Below are 21135 nucleotides of genomic sequence, written 5' to 3'. Positions count from 1 at the left end.
CAAAGATAGAATAATCCTAAATCTACAGTCTGCTTCAAACAAAACCTGTAACGATATCATTACAGTTTATTACACATAGAAAAAAGAAAGTATCTGTTTCTGCAAGAATAAATCTTAAACAAATAAATACCACAATATATTTAGACTTCAGATCTATCGAATCGGTTTTTAAATTGACATAAAAAAAGTCCCGTAAAACCTTAGTTTTACAGGACTTAACTTTATCAGCCTAGCGGAGAGACAGGGATTCGAACCCCGGGTACCTCGCAGTACAACGGTTTTCAAGACCGCCGCAATCGACCACTCTGCCACCTCTCCAAAACTCTTTTGTAAGAGTGCTTCCTTTCAAAAGCGATGCAAAGATACATATTATTTTTTAATTTACAAATTTCAATAGTTCGTTAAAAATTCGCCAAGCCTAAGCGGCTCTGGCAGTAAATAAAATGAGTTCTTTGAAAAGTTTGTCAATAACTTGCGGGTCTGGGCTAATCCCAAACACGCAAATAAATCGTTCAAGCATATAAGCATTGTGTATGAAAGACTTGCAGGAGGATATGGAATAGGTTATTCCGAGCCTCTTACATGCCGCTTTGGCCAAGTTGACAGCAGCAAGCGATGCATTGAAGTGAAAATCCAATTTCCTGAAGTCGGTAGACTGGCAGCTGGTGATTCCTGCATGCTGCTTGCCATCTCTAAAGCAAAATTCCAGTTGGAACCTGGTTCTGTAATAATCCAGCACCTCACGTCCATCCATGGAATCGTCTGTAGAGAAGTAAAGCTGCCACTTGTCTGTCCTCCCGTCCATCGGATACCAGATGGCTAAGGAAACATACCTTTTGAGAGCTTTTGCATATACCCTCAATCCGTATAGCTTTCCCTTGTTCACCTCGTATTCCTTGCACCGGGTCAAATCCAGATTGGCAAAGTCAATCCTGCCGTCAAACCACTTGGGATGGCCACGTTTTCCTGTTTTCTGTTCCAATGTCGGATAGTACAGGATTACGTCATTCCGAAAGCGGCTGATGACATGGAAATCGTTCTCACACATAGGTGTTACGAAAGTTTCCTTGGAAAAGAATGCGTCTGCAACCACCGTTTTGGATATGCTTTGCAGCTTGTCTTTTCTGCTGATAAGATAGCAGCTGTACCAGTCAACAAGGTTCTTGTCCATATTATCCAAGGTCTTACAATCCGGCGTCTGAATGGAACCTAAAGTCATGCATTCATGGTTGTCGATGTCAATGACACCGATGCCCATGATTTCCAGTCCACGCTTGTATTCTCCTGCACAACCGGACCAGAAGTAACCTATCCAAGGTGTCTTCTTGCCTGATTTGGGAATATAGGAAGGATCGATGGCGATGGCTTTTCTTTTGCCTGTGAGATACTTGCTGATGATAGATCCGTTGAACGCAAACCAGTCGAAAGTTTCATGCTCAAAAAGGTTGCGATAAGTCTGTTCTGAGAAACAGCCATATCTGCCCAATTGAAGGAAATTTATACGATCCGGGATGGCCATGAATAATTTCATGGTGTCCATGAATGCTTTTTCAAAAGGTTTGTGTATATTCGCTACTGATTTGAGAGCCGACAGGCACTCGGATTGGTATTGCATAAGGAGTGTTTCTTTAGTCATAATCAGAAGAGTTCAGAGACTTCTAATTTACTAAGAAATAACGAATTATGCAATACTTTCCTCCTTTATTATCAGCAGGTTAGCTCTCTTTTTTCAGCACATTTCTTCATGCTTAACCATTCGTTTTTGACAACATTTCAATGACCTCTTTAGTGTTTCCGAACCAGCTTTTGCCGGTTCTGTTGTTTAACTTTTAATCTTTCGGTAAAAATTTACCGAAGTATTGCAAATTTTCAACAATATATTTTTATCTCTTTACTATACTTATTTATTCCTCTAAAAAATGTACTTTTGTACATTCATTGATTTGAAACAATAGGAATTTTCATCAGTTTAAATACGTAACCGAATGGAAAGTATTATCGCAAAACCTGAAAGAGAGCAAATTATAGCTCTTATAAAAAGAGAAGTAGTCCCGGCGATTGGTTGTACAGAACCTATTGCCGTAGCCTTATGTGTTGCAAAAGCTACAGAAACTTTAGGCTGTCATCCTGAAAACATAAAAGTATTTTTAAGTGCCAATATCCTGAAAAATGCCATGGGAGTAGGTATTCCGGGAACGGATATGATCGGTCTTCCCATAGCTGTAGCTTTAGGGGCTTTGATTGGAAAATCTGAATACCAACTGGAAGTATTGAAAGACAGTAACCCCGAAGCTGTTGAAGCAGGAAAAAAAATGATAGAATCACAATGCATCGACATTGCCTTAAAGGAAAATATTGAAGAAAAACTTTATATAGAGGCAGTTTGTACTCATGGCAATGATTCGGCAACGGCTATCATTAGCGGCGGACATACTAATTTTGTTTACATAAGCCGCAATCAGGATGTTCTTCTCGACAATAGAACACCAGCCTCAGCCGAAGCTCAGGCTGCTCACGTTGAACTGACCTTACGTAAGGTCTTCGATTTTGCAACAACAGCTCCTCTTGAAGAAATTGAATTTATTCTAGAGGCCAGGCGTCTGAACAAAAATGCAGCCGAACGTTCCTTCCAAGGGAAATATGGACATGAACTGGGCAGAATGTTAAGAAACAGTCAGACAGAAAGAAATATCATGGGAAATAATACATTTACCCACATATTATCGTATACTTCTGCTGCCTGTGATGCCCGTATGGCAGGAGCCATGATACCGGTAATGAGTAATTCTGGTAGCGGTAACCAAGGTATTGCCGCCACATTGCCTGTCGTTGTTTATGCTGAAGACAATCATAACTCGGAAGAGGAATTGACACGTGCCCTTATACTCAGCCACTTGACAGCTATCTACATCAAACAAAGCCTGGGACGTTTATCAGCCTTGTGTGGTTGTGTTGTTGCCGCAACAGGAAGTAGCTGCGGTATCACCTACCTTATGGGTGGAGGATATCAGCAGGTAATGTATGCAGTACAAAACATGATTGCCACACTTACCGGCATGATCTGCGATGGAGCCAAACCAAGTTGCGCACTGAAGTTGACAAGTGGAGTTTCGACTGCTGTTATGTCTGCCATCATGGCGATGGAACAGAAATGTGTAACTGCCGTAGAAGGTATCATCGAAGAAAACGTAAATCAGAGTATACGCAATCTTACCAAGATAGGTTCGGAAGGAATGAACGAAACCGACAAGCTTGTATTAGATATTATGACCCATAAGCACTGTGACTAAATAAGTACAGAAGCCTAAAGACAACGGCTGTTTTTCGCAAAAGATAGCGTACTTTCATGCGGGAGAACAGCCGTTTTTATTTATTTGCGCCGTTATGAAAACAAATTCAAATACATTATACATACAAAAACTCATATCTGAAGGAGAACATATACATCAGGATTTTAAATTTGCCATATCCGACGCAAGAAAAATTGCCAAAAGCCTGTCTGCATTCGCCAATACAGAAGGAGGAAGACTGCTGGTTGGAGTAAAAGATAATGGGAAAATAGCCGGTGTCCGCTCGGAAGAGGAAATCTATATGGTAGAGGCCGCAGCCACATTATACTGCCGGCCGGAAATAGAACTGGAAACACATATCTATCACATAGAAGGGAAAGATGTATTGGAGGTACAAATAAACGAAAGTACACAAAAACCCATATATGCATTAGACGAAAATAATCATCCATGGGCCTACGTACGCATCAAAGACGAAAATATATTGGCCAACCCTATACATCTGAATATATGGAAACACGACCGCGAAGAAAAGAGAGTAATCATAACCTATACTCAGCGGGAACAGCAAATCCTGACTATCTTAAAACAGCAGGGGGCTCTGACGCTGGGACAATGCAGTAAACTTACACGTATGAACCGCAAACAAATAAGCCGCTTGCTGGCCGACTTCATCCGCTTCGGACTGATAGAACAATATTTCGAGGAACATACATTTTATTTTCGCCTTAAAGACGGTGAATGAAAAGAATGAACAAAAAGATTTTCTATCTTTGCACCTAAATAAACAAATTATATCATTATGAGCATATTTTCTAAAATATTCGGAAAAAAACAAACTTCAGAAACCGACGAAACTGTACGCGTAGGAGGAATGGAAGATTTTATGACACTTATACGTGTATATTATCAGTCGGTAATGGCTGCGCAGCTAGGTATCAGCAACATCAATTTCCTGCCTGACATGGCTGTATTCAAGCGTACTCTTAAAATTCCTACCCAAAACAATAAACTGGGAATCGCTGAACGTTCAAAATGTAAAAAGATGCTAAGTGATATCTATGGATTGAATGACGTATTCTTTAAAGAAATTGACAATTCTATCAAGAAGAACTGTAAAAATGCAAATGATATCAAGAATTACCTCTTCATGTTCCAAGGTTTCAGCCAGGATCTGATGATGGTAATAGGCAACCTGATGCAATGGAAATTCCGTATGCCGGGAGTGTTTAAGAAAATGTTGCGTGGCATGACAGAAAAAGCTATCCATGACATTATGACTAAGACAGACTGGAAAGATGATGGAGTACGTAAAACTTGTCATAATATCCGTATTTACCAGCACACCTTAGGCTATTCAGAAAGCTGGATGACCGAATATGTATACAACATTGTATTGCTGGCTAAAAAAGAACCTAAACCTAAAGCCTGATTGACAGATTCAGATATGAACGCAGAAAAGATTATTCCGCCAATAGAAACTCATCCATTGGAACCTTTCCTTCCCGGTAACGCGGTGTTATTGATGCTGGGAAGCTTTCCTCCCCAGAAGAAACGATGGAGTATGGATTTCTTCTACCCCAACCTGCAAAACGATATGTGGAGAATCATCGGAATAATCTTTTTTTCTGATAAAGATCATTTTCTGCATCCGGACAAAAAATCATTCGACAAAGAACGAATCATAGAATTCCTCAACGAAAAAGGGATAGCCCTATACGATACAGCTTCTGCCGTACGACGGTTACAGGATAATGCATCAGACAAGTTTCTAGAGATAATTAAACCTACAGACATCGATTTGTTGCTAAAACAACTCCCTAAATGTCGGGCAATCGTTACCACAGGTCAGAAGGCAACAGATACATTACGCCAACAAATACATGTATCAGAACCTCCTATTGGAGGAAAATCCTCCTTTGAATACAACGACCGTACACTTTATCTATACAGAATGCCTTCATCCAGTCGAGCTTATCCACTAAAAATAGAAAAAAAAGCAGAAACATATCAACTCATATTCAAAGACTTAGGATTAATATAAGAAAAAGGGTACTACTTTTTATAGGAAAGGATTTGCAAATATAGAAATTTATCGTACCTTTGCAACCGCAAACACGGGAATAGCTCAGTTGGTAGAGCATCGGTCTCCAAAACCGAGTGTCGGGAGTTCGAGCCTCTCTTCCCGTGCCGAGATAAAAAGCTGTAACTCAAAAAGTTGCAGCTTTTACCCGTTTATAGGCCGGACAAATATCGGACAACCCATTTTCATGATGTCAAACCGTACTGCGTTTTCAAACTCAACAAAATACAACAAAGAATCACAAGCAATAAAAACGCGCTATACCCCTAGAAGATTAATTCAGCTATTCAAAAAAAACATTTCTGATTTTTTCAGATTCAATTACACGAGCAACCGATCATATAGAAAACTAAATACACGATTTATCCCCAAAGGAAATTACGACTTTTTCTAAAAATTTAGATTGATTATCATAAAAAAGTCCCATAGAATAAATTCTACGGGACTATATTTAATCAACCTAGCGGAGAGACAGGGATTCGAACCCCGGGTACCTCGCGGTACAACGGTTTTCAAGACCGCCGCAATCGACCACTCTGCCACCTCTCCAAAACTCTTTTGCAAGAGTGCTTCCTTTCAAAAGCGATGCAAAGGTACGCATTATTTTGAAACCTGCAAATAAATTGCCGCTTTTTTGATTATTTTTTCTCATTATCGTAACTTTGCAAACGAAAACTTATTTGTTATACAGACTAAAATACAGTAATGATATACCCTCAAAATTTTGAACAGAAAATCGGATTTGATCAGATTCGTCAACTTTTAAAGACCAAATGTCTTAGCACATTGGGAGAAGAAAGAGTTGAGTCAATGGATTTTTCTGATAGCTACGATGAAATAAACCGCCGGTTGGAGCAAGTGACGGAATTTGTACGTATCATTCAAGAAGAAGATGATTTTCCCAGTCAGTACTTTTTTGATGTACGCCCATCACTCAAACGTATCCGTGTAGAAGGCATGTATATGGATGAACAAGAATTGTTCGACCTGCGTCGTTCATTGGAAACAATACGTGATATCGTACGTTTCCTGCAACAAACGGATGATGAGTTGACTGACAATGATGAAGCCCACTCTCCATATCCTGCTTTATATGAGCTTGCGGGAGATATCATGGTTTTTCCCCAACTCATTACACGCATAAACAACATTCTCGATAAATTCGGAAAAATAAAAGATAATGCATCTCCAGAATTACTGCGTATCCGACGTGAACTGGCATCTACGACGGGAAGTATATCACGGAGTTTGAATAATATTTTACGAATGGCTCAATCGGAAGGTTACGTCGATAAAGATGTAACTCCTACGATGCGCGATGGACGACTTGTCATTCCAGTTGCTCCGGGTATGAAAAGAAAAATACGAGGAATCGTTCATGATGAATCGGCTACCGGAAAAACAGTCTTCATCGAACCAGCTGAAGTTGTAGAAGCCAACAACCGTATCCGTGAACTGGAGGGAGAAGAGCGACGTGAAATCATCCGTATACTTACCGAGTTTTCGGCAACTGTACGCCCACAAGTTCCTGCGATTCTACAGTCGTATGAGTTTTTAGCTGAAATAGATTTTATCCGTTCTAAAGCTCTTTTTGGAATCGACATCAAAGGCGTAAAACCTTCTTTCGAAAGCAAACAGGCCATAGGTTGGTTCGAAGCTGTACATCCGCTTCTTCAAATGTCACTTGCCAAACATAATAAGAAAGTTGTACCACTCGACATTGCATTGACAACGGAGCAACGGATTCTATTAATTTCGGGTCCTAATGCCGGAGGTAAGTCTGTATGTTTGAAAACTGTCGGCTTGTTGCAATACATGCTTCAATGTGGTATGCTTGTATCAATGAATGAGCGGAGTCATGCGGGTATTTTCCATAGTATATTCATCGATATCGGTGACGAACAGAGCATCGAGGATGATTTGAGTACTTATTCTTCACATTTGACGAATATGAAGAATATGATGAAGTATTGCAATGAAAAGAGTCTGATATTGATCGATGAGTTTGGAGGAGGAACAGAGCCACAAATCGGAGGAGCCATAGCAGAAGCTGTACTGAAACGCTTTAATGCTAAAAAGACGTTCGGAGTCATTACAACTCACTATCAGAACCTGAAACATTTTGCAGAAGATCATGAAGGAGTGGTAAACGGAGCCATGTTGTACGATCGTCACGAGATGCGTGCCCTGTTTCAGTTACAGATTGGTAATCCGGGAAGTTCTTTTGCCGTAGAAATAGCACGTAAAATCGGACTTCCGGAAGAAGTCATAGCAGATGCTTCTGAAATTGTGGGAAGCGAATATATACAAAGCGACAAGTATCTGCAAGATATCGTACGTGACAAACGATACTGGGAAACTAAACGCCAGAATATCCGCAAGCGAGAAAAAGTAATGGAAGACACCATTGCACGCTACGAAAGAGAACTGGAAGAACTGGAAAAAAGTCGTAAGGAGATTCTGAAAAAAGCAAAGGAAGACGCCGAACACTTGTTGGAAGAATCGAATGCAAAGATAGAAAACACTATCCGTACCATAAAGGAAGCTCAGGCTGAAAAAGAACGTACTCGCATGGCACGTCAGGAATTGACTGATTTCCGCCAGCAGGTAGAAGCCGCAGACAAAGCAGCTTTAGAAGAAAAAATAGCACGCAAGATGGAGAAATTGCGTGAGAAGCAGGAACGAAAGAAAGATAAGAAGAATAAGCAGGCTAATCAGCCAGCAGCTCAACCTGTCCCTAAAGTTGTTCCTATTCAAGCAGGCGACTATGTACGTATTAAAGGACAGACCAGTGTCGGACAGGTTATGGAACTGAACGGAAAGAACGCTGTAGTCATGTTCGGACTGATGAAAACAAACGTAAAAGCTGAACGTCTGGAACGTGCCGAAGCTCCCAAACAAAGCTTAAATACAGCAAAAGCAACTTTCGTAAGCAGTGAAACGCAAGAACGTATGTATGAAAAGAAGCTCAACTTCAAGCAAGATATCGATGTACGAGGTATGAGGGGCGATGAAGCTATACAAGCCGTAACTTATTTTATCGACGACGCCATATTGGTTGGAGTTAGCCGAGTACGTATCCTCCACGGAACTGGAACAGGCATCTTGCGTACACTTATCCGCCAATATCTTGCTACCGTACCCGGAGTCAAGCATTTTCAAGATGAACATGTACAATTTGGAGGAGCAGGTATTACGGTAGTTGATTTAAAATAAAAATATCATATCTTTGTATTATGAAATCAATAAGAGAATTATATCGCATTGGTACAGGTCCCTCAAGTAGTCATACAATGGGACCTAGAAAAGCAGCCGAACAGTTCCTTGCCCGCCATCCGGAGGCAACATCTTTTCAGGTTACCCTATACGGAAGCCTTGCTGCTACCGGTAAAGGGCATATGACCGACGTCGCTATCTTAGACGTTCTTCAGCCTCACGCTCCTGTAGAGATTTTATGGAAACCTCATATTTTCTTTCCTTTCCATCCTAACGGAATGACTTTCAAATCGTTCGATAGCAACAAGAAACAAACTGAAGAGTGGACGGTATTCAGTGTAGGTGGAGGAGCTCTTGCCGAAGAAGGACATGACAAAAATGCCACGCCTGAAGTATACAATATGAATACCATGAACCAAATACTTTATTGGTGTGAACACACGGGCAGAAGCTATTGGGAATATGTAGAACAATGTGAAGGTCCCGAAATATGGAAATTCCTTGCTGAGGTGTGGGAAACAATGAAAGAAGCTATCCAGCGAGGTCTGGATGCCGAAGGAGTTCTTCCCGGTCCTCTTAACTTGCGTCGAAAAGCCTCTTCATATTATATCCGCGCTAAGGGATTTAAAGATTCTCTCCGTTCAAGAGGATTAGTTTTTGCTTATGCCCTTGCTGTCAGCGAAGAAAATGCTTCGGGAGGAAAAATTGTAACCGCACCTACCTGTGGAGCATGTGGAGTAGTGCCAGCTGTATTATATCATTTGCAAAAAAGCCGTGACTTTAGTGATGCTCGCATCCTGCGTGCACTGGCAACAGCCGGATTGGTAGGAAATATCGTAAAATACAATGCTTCCATTTCAGGAGCCGAAGCTGGATGTCAGGCCGAAGTTGGAGTAGCTTGCTCCATGGCTTCAGCTGCAGCTAGCCAATTATTCGGAGGAAGTCCGGCACAAATTGAATATGCAGCAGAGATGGGATTGGAACATCACCTGGGAATGACGTGTGACCCTGTATGTGGACTGGTACAGATTCCTTGTATCGAACGTAATGCTTATGCGGCCGCTCGCGCTCTTGACGCTAATATTTATTCAGCATTTACAGACGGACATCACCGCGTATCGTTCGATAAGGTAGTAGAGGTTATGAAACAAACCGGTCATGACCTGCCTTCACTTTATAAAGAAACCAGTGAAGGAGGATTAGCAAAGAACTACCAGCCAATGGAATAAAGGATATCAATCTCTTTAGCCAGAATTTTCCTTAAAAGCTTTTCAGAGAACATAAAGCGACTTTTAAAGAAAGTTCTGGCTAACTTTTTATAAACAACAAGATGAAATTATACAAGGTTTATTTATTCGATTTCGACTATACACTTGCAGATTCTTCCCGAGGTATCGTAATGTGCTTCCGCAATGTATTGGAACGCCATCAGCATACTGGAATAACAGATGATGAAATTAAACGAACTATCGGAAAGACTCTACAGGAATCATTTTCTATCCTGACAGGAATAACAGATGCCGATACACTGGAAGCATATAAAAAGGAATACGTAAAAGAGGCTGACGTACATATGACAGTCAACACCTTTCTTTTTCCGGAAACAGAAGAAGTGCTCACCCGCTTAAAAACACGTGGAGCCAAAATAGGAATTATTTCCACCAAATACCGCTATCGCATCATGGAGTTACTAAGCAAGAAACTTCCATCAAACTTTCTCGATATCATCGTAGGAGGAGAAGATGTAAAAGAGCCTAAACCTTCTCCCGAAGGAGTTTTGCTTGCAATAAAAGAATTTGGATGCAACAAGGAAGAAGTATTATATATAGGAGACAGTATTGTAGATGCTGAAACAGCTCAATCGGCACAAGTTGACTTTGCCGGAGTGCTACATGGGGCTACAACCCGAGAAGAACTTTCGGCTTATCCGCACGTAGAAATAATGAAAAGCTTGTCTGAACTCTAAAAAAATCAGATAATTTCTTGCTAAACTATTGGTTATATGAACAAAAACCTGTACCTTTGCACCCGATTTTAACCCGTGGAGGTAGAAAAGCAACCGAATGAGAACGGTTCACCTTGCGGAAGAAACCCGTTTAATATATATTTAAAATGTACGTAATTGTAGAAATTAACGGTCAGCAGTTCAAAGCTGAAGAAGGCAAAAAACTGTTTGTTCACCACATTCAGAATGCTGAAAACGGTGCAACTGTTGAATTTGACAAAGTTTTGTTGGTAGACAACAACGGTACTGTTACAGTAGGTGCTCCTACCGTAGAAGGTGCAAAAGTGGTATGCGAAGTAGTTTCTCACTTGGTAAAAGGTGATAAAGTATTGGTATTCCACAAGAAGAGAAGAAAAGGTTACAGAAAACTGAACGGTCACCGTCAGCAGTTTACTGAATTGACTATCAAACAAGTTATTGCTTAATCATTAAAAACGTAGAAAGAAATGGCACATAAGAAAGGTGTAGGTAGTTCTAAGAACGGCCGTGAGTCAGCTAGTAAGAGATTAGGCGTAAAGATATTCGGTGGTTCAGCTTGCAAGGCTGGTAACATCATTGTTCGTCAAAGAGGAACAGTTCACAACCCAGGTGAAAACGTAGGTATGGGTAGCGATCATACTCTTTACGCATTGGTAGATGGTACAGTATGTTTCAAGAAAGGTCGCGAAGACAAGAGCTTCGTATCTGTAATTCCTGCTGAAGCATAAACTTTATACCACAAAGGAATCAAAAGAAGATATTCTTTATTAAAAAGAATATCTTCTTTTTTTATATACATACACAAGGAAAAACAGATTCCTATCAAAAAAATCAGGGAAAAGCTATTCTTATAAGAACTAACTTTTCCCTGATTTAAATATCCTTATTATTCTCTCCTTTATCATTCAGCAGGAGTTGCTTCTACAAAATCAGACTCACCACTAGAGATAAGCAGGTTATACCATTGGATCAATTTCTTAATATCACTAGTATGAACACGATCACGGTCGTATTCTGGCAAAACTTCAGCCATGAAAGCATGCAATTCTTCAACAGAAGCCTTTTTGTAATCCAAAGAAGCTACCTTTCCGTCTTCTTTCTTTTTTACAGATTCCAAAACTGTAGCCAAAGGTACTTCATCATCGTTAGTATACATAGCGATATCACCCAGTGAAATCACCTTGTCACTAGCATAGATAGGCATTCTTTTCTTATTTTCAACAGCTTCTACAATCAGCATATTTTTAGCTTGAGAAATCAGTTTATACAATCCCGGTTTTCCAGAGATAGCTAAGATAGTTTTCAACATACGATTTTATTATTTTTAGTTATTCGAAAAACAAAAATACAACTCACATACGACATACACAAGCATCTCGCCCACCTTTTCCATTTTTTAAGGCTTTCAGCAAATTCTCCAATTGAGGAAGTAACGATCTGCCATCATTTATTACAACAAAATCTGCTCGAGAGCATTTCAAATCCTCATCCATTTGAGAAGCGATACGTTCTTTTACTTGTTCTGCGGTAGAATGATCGCGCTCCATTGCTCGAGAAATCCGAATTTCCAAAGGTGCATATACCGTAACTACATAGTCTACCACATCTTCAAATCCTGATTCATATAGAATAGCACTTTCTAAGACAACCAGTTCATCATTAGACCTGGCTGCAGCCCAACGCAGAAAATCTCTCTTCACGCAAGGATGTACAATAGAGTTCATACGAGCAGCATTATCTTCAGTTGCAAACAAGTAATTTGCCAATAATGGTTTATTGAGTTTTTCTCCAGAATACACCTCTGGTCCCAACAGTTCTATTAACTCTCTACGAATATCTGTATCAGAAATCATCAGGCGCTTTGCCTCACTATCTGTATCATAAACCGCAAAACCTTTCTGGCTTAACATACGTGCCACATACGACTTTCCGCTTCCAATACCCCCTGTTATACCTAATTTAATCATAACCTTAAGTAATTAATCTTCTTCTACAGTTTGCTGTTCGATTAGATAATCAACAGAAGAAGGAACAACTCTTACATGACTCACAAAATCAGGAGATCCTTTTACTACCAAGGGCAATTTATCCCCTTGAGTTCTTAATACATCTTCATAAGTAACCCCAATAAAAAAGTCATCAGACGAAACGTCTTTAAAGTGCCTCAAACCTACCTGAAAGGTAACCTGCACTTTAGAAGGAAATGTTCGCAACACCTTACCAGCAGGAAAATTAATACCCACAACAGGTACATCGACTGTTTTTTCAGAGTACATGTCAACGTATACAGACAAATCATTATAAGCAGGAATAAATTTCACTCCTTTCACTTTATTCATCCCTACCCGCTTCTTCAAAGTATCAGAAATGTTTTCCCAAAAGAAGTTTTCCGTGTAAGCAGCCTTAAGCGTATCCAATATTTCCTGCGGTGCATACGCCATAACAGAATCAGGACTAAAATCTATCTTAGAAATATAATACTGACGGTCGGGCTGAATAGTTCCGGCAAGTTTGACAGGGACTTTTTTTGCTTTTGCTTGCGTATAAATGAAATCAAGTGTATCAGGACGTATTGCCAGTACTTTAGTAGAAACATTCAACTGTGCTGCAATCTTTTTTGTCAAGTCTGACGATGAGATATGCACATGCGTACCTTCATCCTTGTAATCATTAAAGTCGAAAGAGATAGGGAAAAAAGTTCTACCCAACATATAATTCAGCAGAACTGTCCCTCTGTCTTCCACTCGTATACGTACCTCACTAGGGAAATCAGATGTAAGTACTACCTCTTTAGGGACATTTTTCAAACGCAAAGGCACTTTAAACTCTGTCTGATAAGACTCATCCAAGGTTTGCAGCATCCAAAAGCAAAACGAAACCAGCACAAAAAACAAGAAGACCAGACACTCCCTGCACTTATCGCTAAGCAAGAATGTTCTGATCTTCCGTAATCCCAGTCTATAATATCTTTTTATGTTCTTTACATCGAACATACCGACTTATTCTTTATTTAGCCTGAGCCTGAGCATCTGCATAGATAGAGTTTTTATCTACCTTAATTTTAACGCTAGATGCTATTTCTACGATAACAGTGTTATCTTCTATTTCCTTAATCTTTCCGTAAATACCTCCGGCAGTAATAACAGACTGACCTACTTCCAAATTCTTACGGAAGTTTGCTATCTCTTTTTGTTTCTTGTTCTGAGGACGAATCATAAAGAAATACATAATAGCAAAAATTGCTACCATCATAATCAGGAAAGAGTAATCGCCTCCACCTCCTGCAGCCTGCAAAAATACAGTTAACAAATTCATAAATTCTTCTTAGTTTAATTAATATTAGACGAACAAAGATATTAATTTTTCGTCAACTTGTTTTCCTTTTTTAATTGATTAACTATTCCGTCAAGTGTTCCATTGATAAATCCACCACTTTTCGGCGTACTATACAGTTTGGCTATCTCCACATATTCATTCAATGAAACATTGATTGGAATATTCGGGAAACTCAAGATTTCAGCAAGCGCAATCTGCATAATAATAACATCCATTACAGCAACGCGATCCAAATCCCAGTTCTTAGAGTTCTCACTGATAAGGTGACGATAGTAGTCTGCATTCAAAATAGAACGACGGAACAAACGACGTGCAAAATCCTGATCTTCCTCATCCTTGAATTCCGGAAGCAATTCCTGCTTATCTCCGTTTTTCGGATCAAAACGCTTGATTGTTTTCAGTACAAAAGTATCAATAATCTCTTTGTCATCGTTCCAATAAAGACTCTGGTCTTCCAATACAGCATCAAGCTTTTCGTTATTGAAGACAATTCTTTTATAAATTTTTCTCCAAAGTTCCCGGTCCTCTTCGTAAGATGACGTTTCACTTGCCATATATTCCTTATATATATCGCTCTGCAAAATCTGTTCGTAAAAGCCCTTTACGAAATCTGTTTCATTTTCCCAAGTTTTCTTCTGGGTACTAGCAAATTCATTCAACTGACGGTTTACTTCCAGCTGAGCAATGAAACGGTTGTCAACAAACTTTGTGTTGGGATTCAAATCTTCCTTTGTCGGCGCTAATTTGTGCTTTGCCGCATCCAGCCGCTTGCTGGCATAACGTGTAACCTCCACCATTAGAAGCAGGAGATAGTTATACAAATCATACGCCTTGGATAAACTGAAGAATAACTCCTTTTCTGCAGTATCCAAATTCTTTCCACCGTTCTGATAATAAGCATAGATAATCTGAACTACCTTAAGACGAATAAGAACTCTGTTAATCATACTATAGTTTAAATACAATTTCGAGTTGCAAAAATAACTATTTTCCAGCATTCAAAGCAAATATAATACGCTTTTTTACACAAAAAAATTATCTAAACGCAATTTTGAGAGGCAGTTCTTTTGTATATTTCAAAAAAATCATCAAATTTGAAGCGATTTTATAACATACAAATTATGGAAGACTTGAAAAGAAATACAGCAACAGACGTAGACAAAGAAATTGTTTTTTCTAAAGCCATTAAGGCAGGAAAGCGTATTTACTATCTGGACGTAAAGAAAAACAGAAAAGGAGAAATGTTTCTTGCCATAACAGAAAGCAAGAAAGTAGTGTCGGCCGAGGGAAGTTCTCCTCAAGTCAGCTTCGAGAAGCATAAAATATTTTTATACAAGGAAGACTTCGAGAAGTTCTTAACCGAGCTTCAGGAAACTATTCAGTATATAGAATGTGAACAGGGTTCGATAGCCGGAGAAAGCCATGTAGCTGATACAACAGATGCTTCTCAATTTTCCAATGTATCTAGCGAACACTTGCAGTCAGATGAAATAAAGATAGACATAGATTTCTAATAAATACGGAAAACGCTTTCCGATAATAAAGCTATATCAAAATAGGGCAACAGACACATACGTCAATCTATTTTGATATAGCTTTATTTTTTACACATTACGGTGACAGACTGTTCCGTTAGCCTGATAAGTAGGCATAACCAGCACTTCGGCTATCTGTACATGTGCCGGAGCAGAAGCTGCGTAATACACCACCTCAGCAATATCATCCCCTGTAAGCGGACGTATACCTTTATATACAGCATCGGCTTTACTTTTATCTCCCCGGAATCGTACGACAGAAAAATTTGTTTCTACAAGCCCCGGCTTAATATTTGTTACTCGCAGAGGTGTATCAACAAGGTCTATTCTCAGTCCGTCGGACAATGCTTTGACTGCTGCTTTCGTTGCACAATACACACTTCCACCTGCATAGGCTGCATCACCTGCTACCGAACCTATATTAATAATGTGTCCGCACTGACGCTCTACCATTCCCGGAACTACCATCCGAGTCATTGCCAGCAATCCCTTTATATTGGTATCGATCACCACATCCCATTCATCAAGCGATCCTTCATGTTCCTTATCAAGCCCGATTACCAGTCCCGCATTATTAATCAGCACATCAATATTCTTCCATTCCTCTTGGAGAGAGTCAAGAGCTAGCTTCATCGCCTCACGGTCGCGCACATCGAAAGGCAAGGTAAGCACTTCGCACCCTGACAAAACAAGTTCCCGCTTCAGCGCTTCCAGCTTTTCTACATTTCTTCCGTTCAATATCAACCTGCATCCTGCTGAAGTAAATTTACGCGCACACCCCTCTCCTATGCCACTTGTAGCACCTGTAATAAATATTGTCTTTCCTTTCATAAAACCAAAATATATTTAGGTATTATACCAATCATTATCATTCGCAAAAATATAAAAGTTATTGTTTCGAAGAATTTGTTTTATATCGAAAACTAACATTCACACATTTACCAGAAAAATATTCTGACATTTTTTAGACAAACATTGGCTTCATTACCATTCATTTCCAACAGATTTTTATCAGAAAAGGTTAAAAAGCTTCATACACATTTTGCAAACTCAAAGATTATCACTACCTTTGTACCGCTTTTTTAAGCTCATCGTGTGATATACCACATCGTGTGATGGCGAATTAAGCAACAAAAACAACTTAATTTAGAGTAACACAAAAAATTTTCAAACAATGAAATCAATCGAAATTAAAGGTTCTTTGAGAACTGAAACAGGAAAGAAAGCTGCTCATAGCTTGCGTCAGAACAATGGTGTTCCTTGCGTATTGTACGGAATGCAGAAAGACGAAAACGGAAACCAAGTCGCAACTCACTTTACTGTAACTGTTGACGGTTTGCGTAAGTTGGTATACACACCGCATATCTACGTAGTAGACTTGAACATCGACGGTAAGATAGTAAACGCTATCATGAAAGATATTCAGTTCCACCCTGTAACAGATGCTATCCTGCACGTTGACTTCTTGCAGATCAACGAAGAAAACCCAATCGTAATGGAAGTTCCTGTACAGTTGGAAGGTTTGGCAGAAGGTGTGAAAGCCGGTGGTAAATTGGCTCTTCAGACCCGTAAGCTGAAAGTGAAAGCTCTTTACAACTTGATCCCAGAACGTCTTGTTGTAAACGTAACTAACTTGGGCCTGGGTAAGACTATCAAAGTTGGTGAATTGAACTACGAAGGTCTGACTTTGCTGAATGCAAAAGAAGCTGTTGTTTGTGCAGTTAAATTGACTCGTGCTGCTCGTGGTGCTCAGGCTGCTGCAGGTAAATAATCTGATTTAACAATCTGACAAACAACAAAAATCCCTTTCAATGAAATATTTGATTGTAGGGCTGGGCAACATTGGTGCTGAATACCATGAAACCCGCCACAACATAGGATTTATGGTATTGGACGCCCTTGCAAAGGCGTCCAATATTGTTTTCAAGGACGGACGATACGGAGCAACTGCAACACTCTCGCTCAAGGGTAAACAGCTTATTTTATTGAAGCCTTCTACTTATATGAACCTGAGTGGAAACGCTGTACGATATTGGATGCAGCAGGAAAAAATTCCGTTGGAAAATGTACTTATCGTTGTAGACGACCTTGCACTCCCATCCGGAAGCTTGCGCTTAAAAGGTAAAGGAAGCGATGCGGGACACAACGGATTGAAACATATAGCTGCAACCCTTGGTACACAAAACTATGCCCGTCTGCGCTTCGGTATCGGAAATGAATTTCCCAAAGGAGGACAGATAGACTATGTTCTGGGTAAATTCAATGATGACGACATGAAACTGATGCCCGAACGTCTTGAAACTGCGGCTGAGATTATCAAGAGCTTTTGTCTTGCCGGACTGAACATTACCATGAATCAGTTTAATAACAAATAAAAAGCAATATGGCTGAAGCAAGAATTGACAAATGGATGTGGGCTGCCCGCATATTCAAGACTCGCACCATTGCTGCCGAGGCTTGTAAAAAGGGCAGAATATGTATCAATGGTGCCCAGGCCAAACCTGCACGAATGATAAAGCCGGGTGATGTAATCCAAGTGAAGAAACCACCTATTACCTACTCGTTTAAGGTATTGCAGGCTATAGAAAAACGCGTAGGAGCGAAGCTGGTTCCTGAAATCATGGAAAACGTTACCACTCCCGACCAATACGAACTATTGGAAATGAGTAAAATCAGTGGTTTCGTGAATCGTGCAAAAGGTACGGGACGTCCCACCAAAAAAGACCGACGAGATCTGGATGAGTTCTTTACTCCCGAATATCTCGATGATTTTGATTTTGACTTCGATGATAATGAAGATGAAGAATAAGCAAAACCGGATACGGATCATGCATATCTTATGCTATCCCGTATCCGGTTTCTTTATTTGATAAAATTATAAGTTAGCCTTAATTGCGTCAATCAGTTCCTGATATTCAGCATCACTCAAATAAACTTTACCCGGATTCATCTGGAATGTTCCTCCATAATCGGGACCATCTACATACTTCGGAGCCAGGTGAAAATGTAAGTGAGAAAGTTTGTCACTATAAGCTCCGTAATTAATCTTTTCCGGATGAAATGCCTTGTCCATTGCACGAGTCACACGTACAACATCTGCCATAAAAGCATTTCTTTCTTCATCACTCAGTTCATTCAAGTCGTTTACATGATCTTTATAAGCAACCAGACAACGACCTCTGTAAGTCTGTTCTTTAAAAAGGAATACACGTGAAACACTCAGTTGAGCGATTTCAATCATTAAATTATGCAATGTTTCATTGTTCTGACAATACAAACATTCTTTCGGATCACTTTTCATAATAACTTTATATTTAATAAATTATAATAACTGCTTTCAACAACAATAGGCAAACAACTGGTTCAGGTCGTCTTCTTCCCCTACTACCCAAACCACATCATCCTCTTTTAGAGGCATATGCACCTGAGGAGTACGCAATACATCTTCTCCAGCCGATTCTATACCTACTACCAGACAATGATATTTATTACGTATGCCACACTCTATAATACTATGTCCGACGAAAGGTGAATCTTTAGCGACAACAAACTGCTTCAGCTTCATCTCATGCTTTCCAAAATCTTCATCGTCGTAAGTATGTATTGCCTTCTCGGCTACCGATGCAAAAAGCGACAACTGTTCATCTGTTCCGATAACCTGAATCAAATCATTTGGGAAAATACAAGTATTTCCATCAGGAATGTTCAGCCTATGCTTTCCTCTGATAATAGATGCTACATGCACATCATACTTTTTACCTAAATCAAGTTCTCTCAATGTTTTTCCGGCCCATGCAGATTCTGCCGGAATCAAGAAGTCACTTAAGTGAAGGTCACGGTCGAGCAATCTTCCAGCATACTCAGGTTGCTTTTCTCCCAAATACTCCTGCTGGATTTCCTTATAATGCAAATTCCGGACAAACGTACGTTCCAGCACAATTGACTGCTTTTTAAGGAAACGAGATAAAATCATAGCACAAACTACAATAATAGCTATACCAACCATCAAGGCAGCCGAAGCACGGAACAGGTTTTCAATTATAAATACAATAAAGCCTATAGCTATCACAATACGAAGCAGAATAATTGAAATAAGCGGAGCATGATTAAACCGGCTGTCCGACCACAACGACTTAAATTCTTCCGAACGGTTTTTCTTCATAATCATGGCGCGCAAGAAAGGTGCTATAGCAGCAATCGTTAGAGCCGCACCCAATATCCGTCCCCATAAATCTCCCAACATATCTGTAGCCAATGGTACAATAAAATGCAAGAACAGTGCTGTAACAGCTATCGAAAGCACAGCGTAAATCAAGACTATGCGGATAATAGCTATAACCAGCTTCTTCCAGTTGTTGCTATAGTTAGCCACTGAGGCTCCCGACGAGTATCTGTCCAGCAACCGACGCCAACGGGATGGCATATATTTATCTATCACATTATATGCCGGTACTGCAAGACGAATCATATAAGGAGTAAGGAATGTAGTAATTACCGAAACAGCCACTACTATAGGGTAAAGAAAATGACTTGTTACTTTCAGGCTTACTCCAAGTGAAGCTATGATAAATGCAAACTCACCAATCTGTGTCAGACTGAAACCACATTGCATAGCCGTTTTCAGCGGTTGTCCGGAAAGCAATACACCAGTAGTTCCGAAAATAGTCTGTCCCAGCAAAACAGCAAGAACGATAACAAGAATCTGATACTTATACTCTACAATCATCGCTGGATCGACCATCATACCTACAGATACGAAGAATATAGCTCCAAACAAATCTTTCACAGGTGAAACCAGTTTTCCTATATGCTCCGACTCGATTGTTTCCGATAAAATAGATCCCATGATAAAAGCACCAAAAGCAGGAGAAAAACCAACAAGAGCTGCCAGATAAACCATTCCAAAACAGAGTGCCAGCGACACTATCAGCAAGGTTTCGTCGCTCATCAGTTTACGAACCCGTTTCAGGAAAAGCGGAATTCCATAAATTCCCACTACAAACCAAAGAATCAGGAAAAACAGCAGCTTCAATATACTATATACCATCTCTCCCCCTTCGAAGTTCTGGCTCACTGCCATAGTAGACAGCATAACCATCAGGACAATGGCAAGAATATCTTCCAGAATCAAGATACTCAAAACCAAACCAGCAAAGCGTTGCTGCCGGAGTCCCATATCATCAAATGCCTTATAGATAATAGTGGTAGATGACATGGCAAGCATACCACCCAAATAGATACAATCCATACGATTCCAGCCAAAAGTCCAACCGACGAAGACTCCTACCAGAATCATACAAAAGATAATGGTACAGGCAGATATTACAGCAGAGCCTCCCACTTTCATCAGCTTTTTGAAACTGAACTCCAGTCCCAATGCAAACAAAAGAAAGATTACACCAATCTCCGACCAGATATGAATACTGGCAGAATCAACAACCGAAGGAGTAAACTTAAAATGTGGGGTACAGATAAAGCCGGCAACAATATACCCCAGTACCAGAGGTTGCTTCAGCTTTTTAAATATAAGCGTCATGATACCGGCACAAATCAGAATCAGTGCCAAATCGCTTATTAATGGAGTTAATTGGGACATTTGTAACTACATTTTATAATTATTGCCGCAAAAATAAGTAATAATTTTAAAGTTGCGTCGCCAGAAAGCAAGTTATTTCCTTTCGGATAAGAAAA

Annotated in this window: 22 protein-coding genes and 3 tRNA genes; 14 read left to right on the top strand and 11 right to left on the bottom strand. The window is 39.9% G+C overall.

What is annotated here, in order from left to right:
* Positions 1-233: 233 nt before the first annotated feature.
* A tRNA-Ser gene (locus ACDG22_RS07675) sits at positions 234-318 on the bottom strand.
* 100 nt (positions 319-418) lie between these two features.
* The gene (locus tag ACDG22_RS07670; protein ID WP_007566665.1) at positions 419-1636 is read right to left on the bottom strand and encodes a transposase; all 1218 of its coding nucleotides are present in this window, start codon (positions 1634-1636) and stop codon (positions 419-421) included.
* 358 nt (positions 1637-1994) lie between these two features.
* Between ACDG22_RS07670 and ACDG22_RS07665 the strand changes: the two genes are divergently transcribed.
* The 5 genes from ACDG22_RS07665 (at position 1995) to ACDG22_RS07645 (ending at position 5480) form a co-directional block, all read left to right on the top strand.
* On the top strand, positions 1995-3290 hold the full coding sequence (locus tag ACDG22_RS07665; RefSeq protein ID WP_040312017.1) for an L-cysteine desulfidase family protein: 1296 nt from the start codon (positions 1995-1997) through the stop codon (positions 3288-3290).
* 94 nt (positions 3291-3384) lie between these two features.
* Positions 3385-4035 carry an RNA-binding domain-containing protein gene (locus ACDG22_RS07660; RefSeq protein ID WP_270230217.1) on the top strand — a complete coding sequence of 217 codons (651 nt, stop codon included), beginning with the start codon at positions 3385-3387 and terminating at the stop codon, positions 4033-4035.
* 57 nt (positions 4036-4092) lie between these two features.
* Positions 4093-4722 (top strand): hypothetical protein, encoded by a 630-nt coding sequence (locus ACDG22_RS07655; RefSeq protein WP_007568829.1) that lies wholly within the window; start codon positions 4093-4095, stop codon positions 4720-4722.
* Positions 4723-4737: 15 nt separating this feature from the next.
* Positions 4738-5334, top strand: coding sequence for a uracil-DNA glycosylase family protein (locus tag ACDG22_RS07650; protein WP_270230216.1), 597 nt, complete (start codon positions 4738-4740; stop codon positions 5332-5334).
* A 73-nt stretch (positions 5335-5407) separates the two neighbouring features.
* Positions 5408-5480, top strand: a tRNA-Trp gene (locus tag ACDG22_RS07645).
* 357 nt (positions 5481-5837) lie between these two features.
* Here ACDG22_RS07645 and ACDG22_RS07640 read toward each other — a convergent pair.
* Positions 5838-5922, bottom strand: a tRNA-Ser gene (locus ACDG22_RS07640).
* A gap of 156 nt (positions 5923-6078) precedes the next feature.
* Between ACDG22_RS07640 and ACDG22_RS07635 the strand changes: the two genes are divergently transcribed.
* From ACDG22_RS07635 to rpmA, 5 genes are all read left to right on the top strand, one after another.
* Positions 6079-8589, top strand: coding sequence for an endonuclease MutS2 (locus ACDG22_RS07635; RefSeq protein ID WP_270230215.1), 2511 nt, complete (start codon positions 6079-6081; stop codon positions 8587-8589).
* Between the two features lie 20 nt (positions 8590-8609).
* Positions 8610-9818 (top strand): L-serine ammonia-lyase, encoded by a 1209-nt coding sequence (locus tag ACDG22_RS07630; protein ID WP_022126056.1) that lies wholly within the window; start codon positions 8610-8612, stop codon positions 9816-9818.
* Positions 9819-9919: 101 nt separating this feature from the next.
* Positions 9920-10555 (top strand): HAD family hydrolase, encoded by a 636-nt coding sequence (locus tag ACDG22_RS07625; RefSeq protein ID WP_007566746.1) that lies wholly within the window; start codon positions 9920-9922, stop codon positions 10553-10555.
* A gap of 146 nt (positions 10556-10701) precedes the next feature.
* Complete coding sequence (rplU, locus tag ACDG22_RS07620) at positions 10702-11019, top strand: 50S ribosomal protein L21 (protein ID WP_007566748.1); 318 nt, start codon at positions 10702-10704, stop codon at positions 11017-11019.
* A 21-nt stretch (positions 11020-11040) separates the two neighbouring features.
* Positions 11041-11301 carry a 50S ribosomal protein L27 gene (rpmA, locus tag ACDG22_RS07615; protein ID WP_007566750.1) on the top strand — a complete coding sequence of 87 codons (261 nt, stop codon included), beginning with the start codon at positions 11041-11043 and terminating at the stop codon, positions 11299-11301.
* A gap of 173 nt (positions 11302-11474) precedes the next feature.
* Here the strand turns inward: rpmA and ACDG22_RS07610 are convergent, their stop codons facing one another.
* The 5 genes from ACDG22_RS07610 to nusB are packed head-to-tail and all read right to left on the bottom strand — an operon-like array spanning position 11475 to position 14856.
* Complete coding sequence (locus ACDG22_RS07610) at positions 11475-11882, bottom strand: DUF5606 family protein (RefSeq protein ID WP_007566752.1); 408 nt, start codon at positions 11880-11882, stop codon at positions 11475-11477.
* A gap of 43 nt (positions 11883-11925) precedes the next feature.
* Positions 11926-12540, bottom strand: coding sequence for a dephospho-CoA kinase (coaE, locus tag ACDG22_RS07605; protein WP_270212067.1), 615 nt, complete (start codon positions 12538-12540; stop codon positions 11926-11928).
* Positions 12541-12552: 12 nt separating this feature from the next.
* The gene (locus ACDG22_RS07600) at positions 12553-13566 is read right to left on the bottom strand and encodes a CdaR family protein (protein ID WP_007566756.1); all 1014 of its coding nucleotides are present in this window, start codon (positions 13564-13566) and stop codon (positions 12553-12555) included.
* 13 nt (positions 13567-13579) lie between these two features.
* Positions 13580-13888 carry a preprotein translocase subunit YajC gene (gene yajC, locus ACDG22_RS07595; RefSeq protein WP_007566758.1) on the bottom strand — a complete coding sequence of 103 codons (309 nt, stop codon included), beginning with the start codon at positions 13886-13888 and terminating at the stop codon, positions 13580-13582.
* A gap of 41 nt (positions 13889-13929) precedes the next feature.
* The gene (gene nusB / locus ACDG22_RS07590; protein ID WP_270230214.1) at positions 13930-14856 is read right to left on the bottom strand and encodes a transcription antitermination factor NusB; all 927 of its coding nucleotides are present in this window, start codon (positions 14854-14856) and stop codon (positions 13930-13932) included.
* Positions 14857-15030: 174 nt separating this feature from the next.
* Here nusB and ACDG22_RS07585 point away from each other — a divergent pair, with 174 nt between their 5' ends.
* A complete protein-coding gene (locus tag ACDG22_RS07585; protein ID WP_270230213.1) occupies positions 15031-15423 on the top strand; it encodes a PUR family DNA/RNA-binding protein in 393 nt (130 codons plus the stop codon).
* Positions 15424-15513: 90 nt separating this feature from the next.
* Here the strand turns inward: ACDG22_RS07585 and ACDG22_RS07580 are convergent, their stop codons facing one another.
* Entirely contained in the window at positions 15514-16275 is a 762-nt protein-coding gene (locus tag ACDG22_RS07580; protein WP_007566765.1) for an SDR family NAD(P)-dependent oxidoreductase, read from the bottom strand.
* Between the two features lie 343 nt (positions 16276-16618).
* Between ACDG22_RS07580 and ACDG22_RS07575 the strand changes: the two genes are divergently transcribed.
* Genes ACDG22_RS07575 through ACDG22_RS07565 form a run of 3 tightly spaced genes read left to right on the top strand, consistent with a single transcriptional unit; the run spans position 16619 to position 18253 of the window.
* On the top strand, positions 16619-17215 hold the full coding sequence (locus ACDG22_RS07575) for a 50S ribosomal protein L25/general stress protein Ctc (RefSeq protein ID WP_007566767.1): 597 nt from the start codon (positions 16619-16621) through the stop codon (positions 17213-17215).
* Positions 17216-17255: 40 nt separating this feature from the next.
* On the top strand, positions 17256-17819 hold the full coding sequence (gene pth / locus ACDG22_RS07570) for an aminoacyl-tRNA hydrolase (RefSeq protein ID WP_007566769.1): 564 nt from the start codon (positions 17256-17258) through the stop codon (positions 17817-17819).
* Positions 17820-17827: 8 nt separating this feature from the next.
* A complete protein-coding gene (locus tag ACDG22_RS07565) occupies positions 17828-18253 on the top strand; it encodes an RNA-binding S4 domain-containing protein (protein ID WP_022126063.1) in 426 nt (141 codons plus the stop codon).
* 66 nt (positions 18254-18319) lie between these two features.
* On the opposite strand, the gene ACDG22_RS07560 is transcribed toward ACDG22_RS07565, so the two are convergent.
* Positions 18320-18745 carry an HIT family protein gene (locus ACDG22_RS07560; protein ID WP_007566771.1) on the bottom strand — a complete coding sequence of 142 codons (426 nt, stop codon included), beginning with the start codon at positions 18743-18745 and terminating at the stop codon, positions 18320-18322.
* Positions 18746-18781: 36 nt separating this feature from the next.
* Positions 18782-21040 (bottom strand): cation:proton antiporter, encoded by a 2259-nt coding sequence (locus tag ACDG22_RS07555; RefSeq protein ID WP_270230212.1) that lies wholly within the window; start codon positions 21038-21040, stop codon positions 18782-18784.
* Positions 21041-21135 lie beyond the last annotated feature (95 nt).

The sequence above is a fragment of the Phocaeicola coprocola genome, assembly GCF_041333015.1.
Classification (GTDB): domain Bacteria; phylum Bacteroidota; class Bacteroidia; order Bacteroidales; family Bacteroidaceae; genus Phocaeicola; species Phocaeicola coprocola.
The sequence above is the reverse complement of the archived record's forward strand: the minus strand, read 5'-3'. Positions and strand labels throughout refer to the sequence as shown.

Excerpts from the sequence above, each read along its gene's own strand:
- ACDG22_RS07670 (WP_007566665.1), bottom strand. The coding sequence starts at position 1,636 with ATGACTAAAGAAACACTCCTTATGCAATACCAATCCGAGTGCCTGTCG.
- ACDG22_RS07660 (WP_270230217.1), top strand. The coding sequence starts at position 3,385 with ATGAAAACAAATTCAAATACATTATACATACAAAAACTCATATCTGAA.
- ACDG22_RS07655 (WP_007568829.1), top strand. The coding sequence starts at position 4,093 with ATGAGCATATTTTCTAAAATATTCGGAAAAAAACAAACTTCAGAAACC.
- ACDG22_RS07650 (WP_270230216.1), top strand. The coding sequence starts at position 4,738 with ATGAACGCAGAAAAGATTATTCCGCCAATAGAAACTCATCCATTGGAA.
- ACDG22_RS07635 (WP_270230215.1), top strand. The coding sequence starts at position 6,079 with ATGATATACCCTCAAAATTTTGAACAGAAAATCGGATTTGATCAGATT.
- ACDG22_RS07630 (WP_022126056.1), top strand. The coding sequence starts at position 8,610 with ATGAAATCAATAAGAGAATTATATCGCATTGGTACAGGTCCCTCAAGT.
- ACDG22_RS07625 (WP_007566746.1), top strand. The coding sequence starts at position 9,920 with ATGAAATTATACAAGGTTTATTTATTCGATTTCGACTATACACTTGCA.
- rplU (WP_007566748.1), top strand. The coding sequence starts at position 10,702 with ATGTACGTAATTGTAGAAATTAACGGTCAGCAGTTCAAAGCTGAAGAA.
- rpmA (WP_007566750.1), top strand. The coding sequence starts at position 11,041 with ATGGCACATAAGAAAGGTGTAGGTAGTTCTAAGAACGGCCGTGAGTCA.
- ACDG22_RS07610 (WP_007566752.1), bottom strand. The coding sequence starts at position 11,882 with ATGTTGAAAACTATCTTAGCTATCTCTGGAAAACCGGGATTGTATAAA.
- coaE (WP_270212067.1), bottom strand. The coding sequence starts at position 12,540 with ATGATTAAATTAGGTATAACAGGGGGTATTGGAAGCGGAAAGTCGTAT.
- ACDG22_RS07600 (WP_007566756.1), bottom strand. The coding sequence starts at position 13,566 with ATGTTCGATGTAAAGAACATAAAAAGATATTATAGACTGGGATTACGG.
- yajC (WP_007566758.1), bottom strand. The coding sequence starts at position 13,888 with ATGAATTTGTTAACTGTATTTTTGCAGGCTGCAGGAGGTGGAGGCGAT.
- nusB (WP_270230214.1), bottom strand. The coding sequence starts at position 14,856 with ATGATTAACAGAGTTCTTATTCGTCTTAAGGTAGTTCAGATTATCTAT.
- ACDG22_RS07585 (WP_270230213.1), top strand. The coding sequence starts at position 15,031 with ATGGAAGACTTGAAAAGAAATACAGCAACAGACGTAGACAAAGAAATT.
- ACDG22_RS07580 (WP_007566765.1), bottom strand. The coding sequence starts at position 16,275 with ATGAAAGGAAAGACAATATTTATTACAGGTGCTACAAGTGGCATAGGA.
- ACDG22_RS07575 (WP_007566767.1), top strand. The coding sequence starts at position 16,619 with ATGAAATCAATCGAAATTAAAGGTTCTTTGAGAACTGAAACAGGAAAG.
- pth (WP_007566769.1), top strand. The coding sequence starts at position 17,256 with ATGAAATATTTGATTGTAGGGCTGGGCAACATTGGTGCTGAATACCAT.
- ACDG22_RS07565 (WP_022126063.1), top strand. The coding sequence starts at position 17,828 with ATGGCTGAAGCAAGAATTGACAAATGGATGTGGGCTGCCCGCATATTC.
- ACDG22_RS07560 (WP_007566771.1), bottom strand. The coding sequence starts at position 18,745 with ATGAAAAGTGATCCGAAAGAATGTTTGTATTGTCAGAACAATGAAACA.
- ACDG22_RS07555 (WP_270230212.1), bottom strand. The coding sequence starts at position 21,040 with ATGTCCCAATTAACTCCATTAATAAGCGATTTGGCACTGATTCTGATT.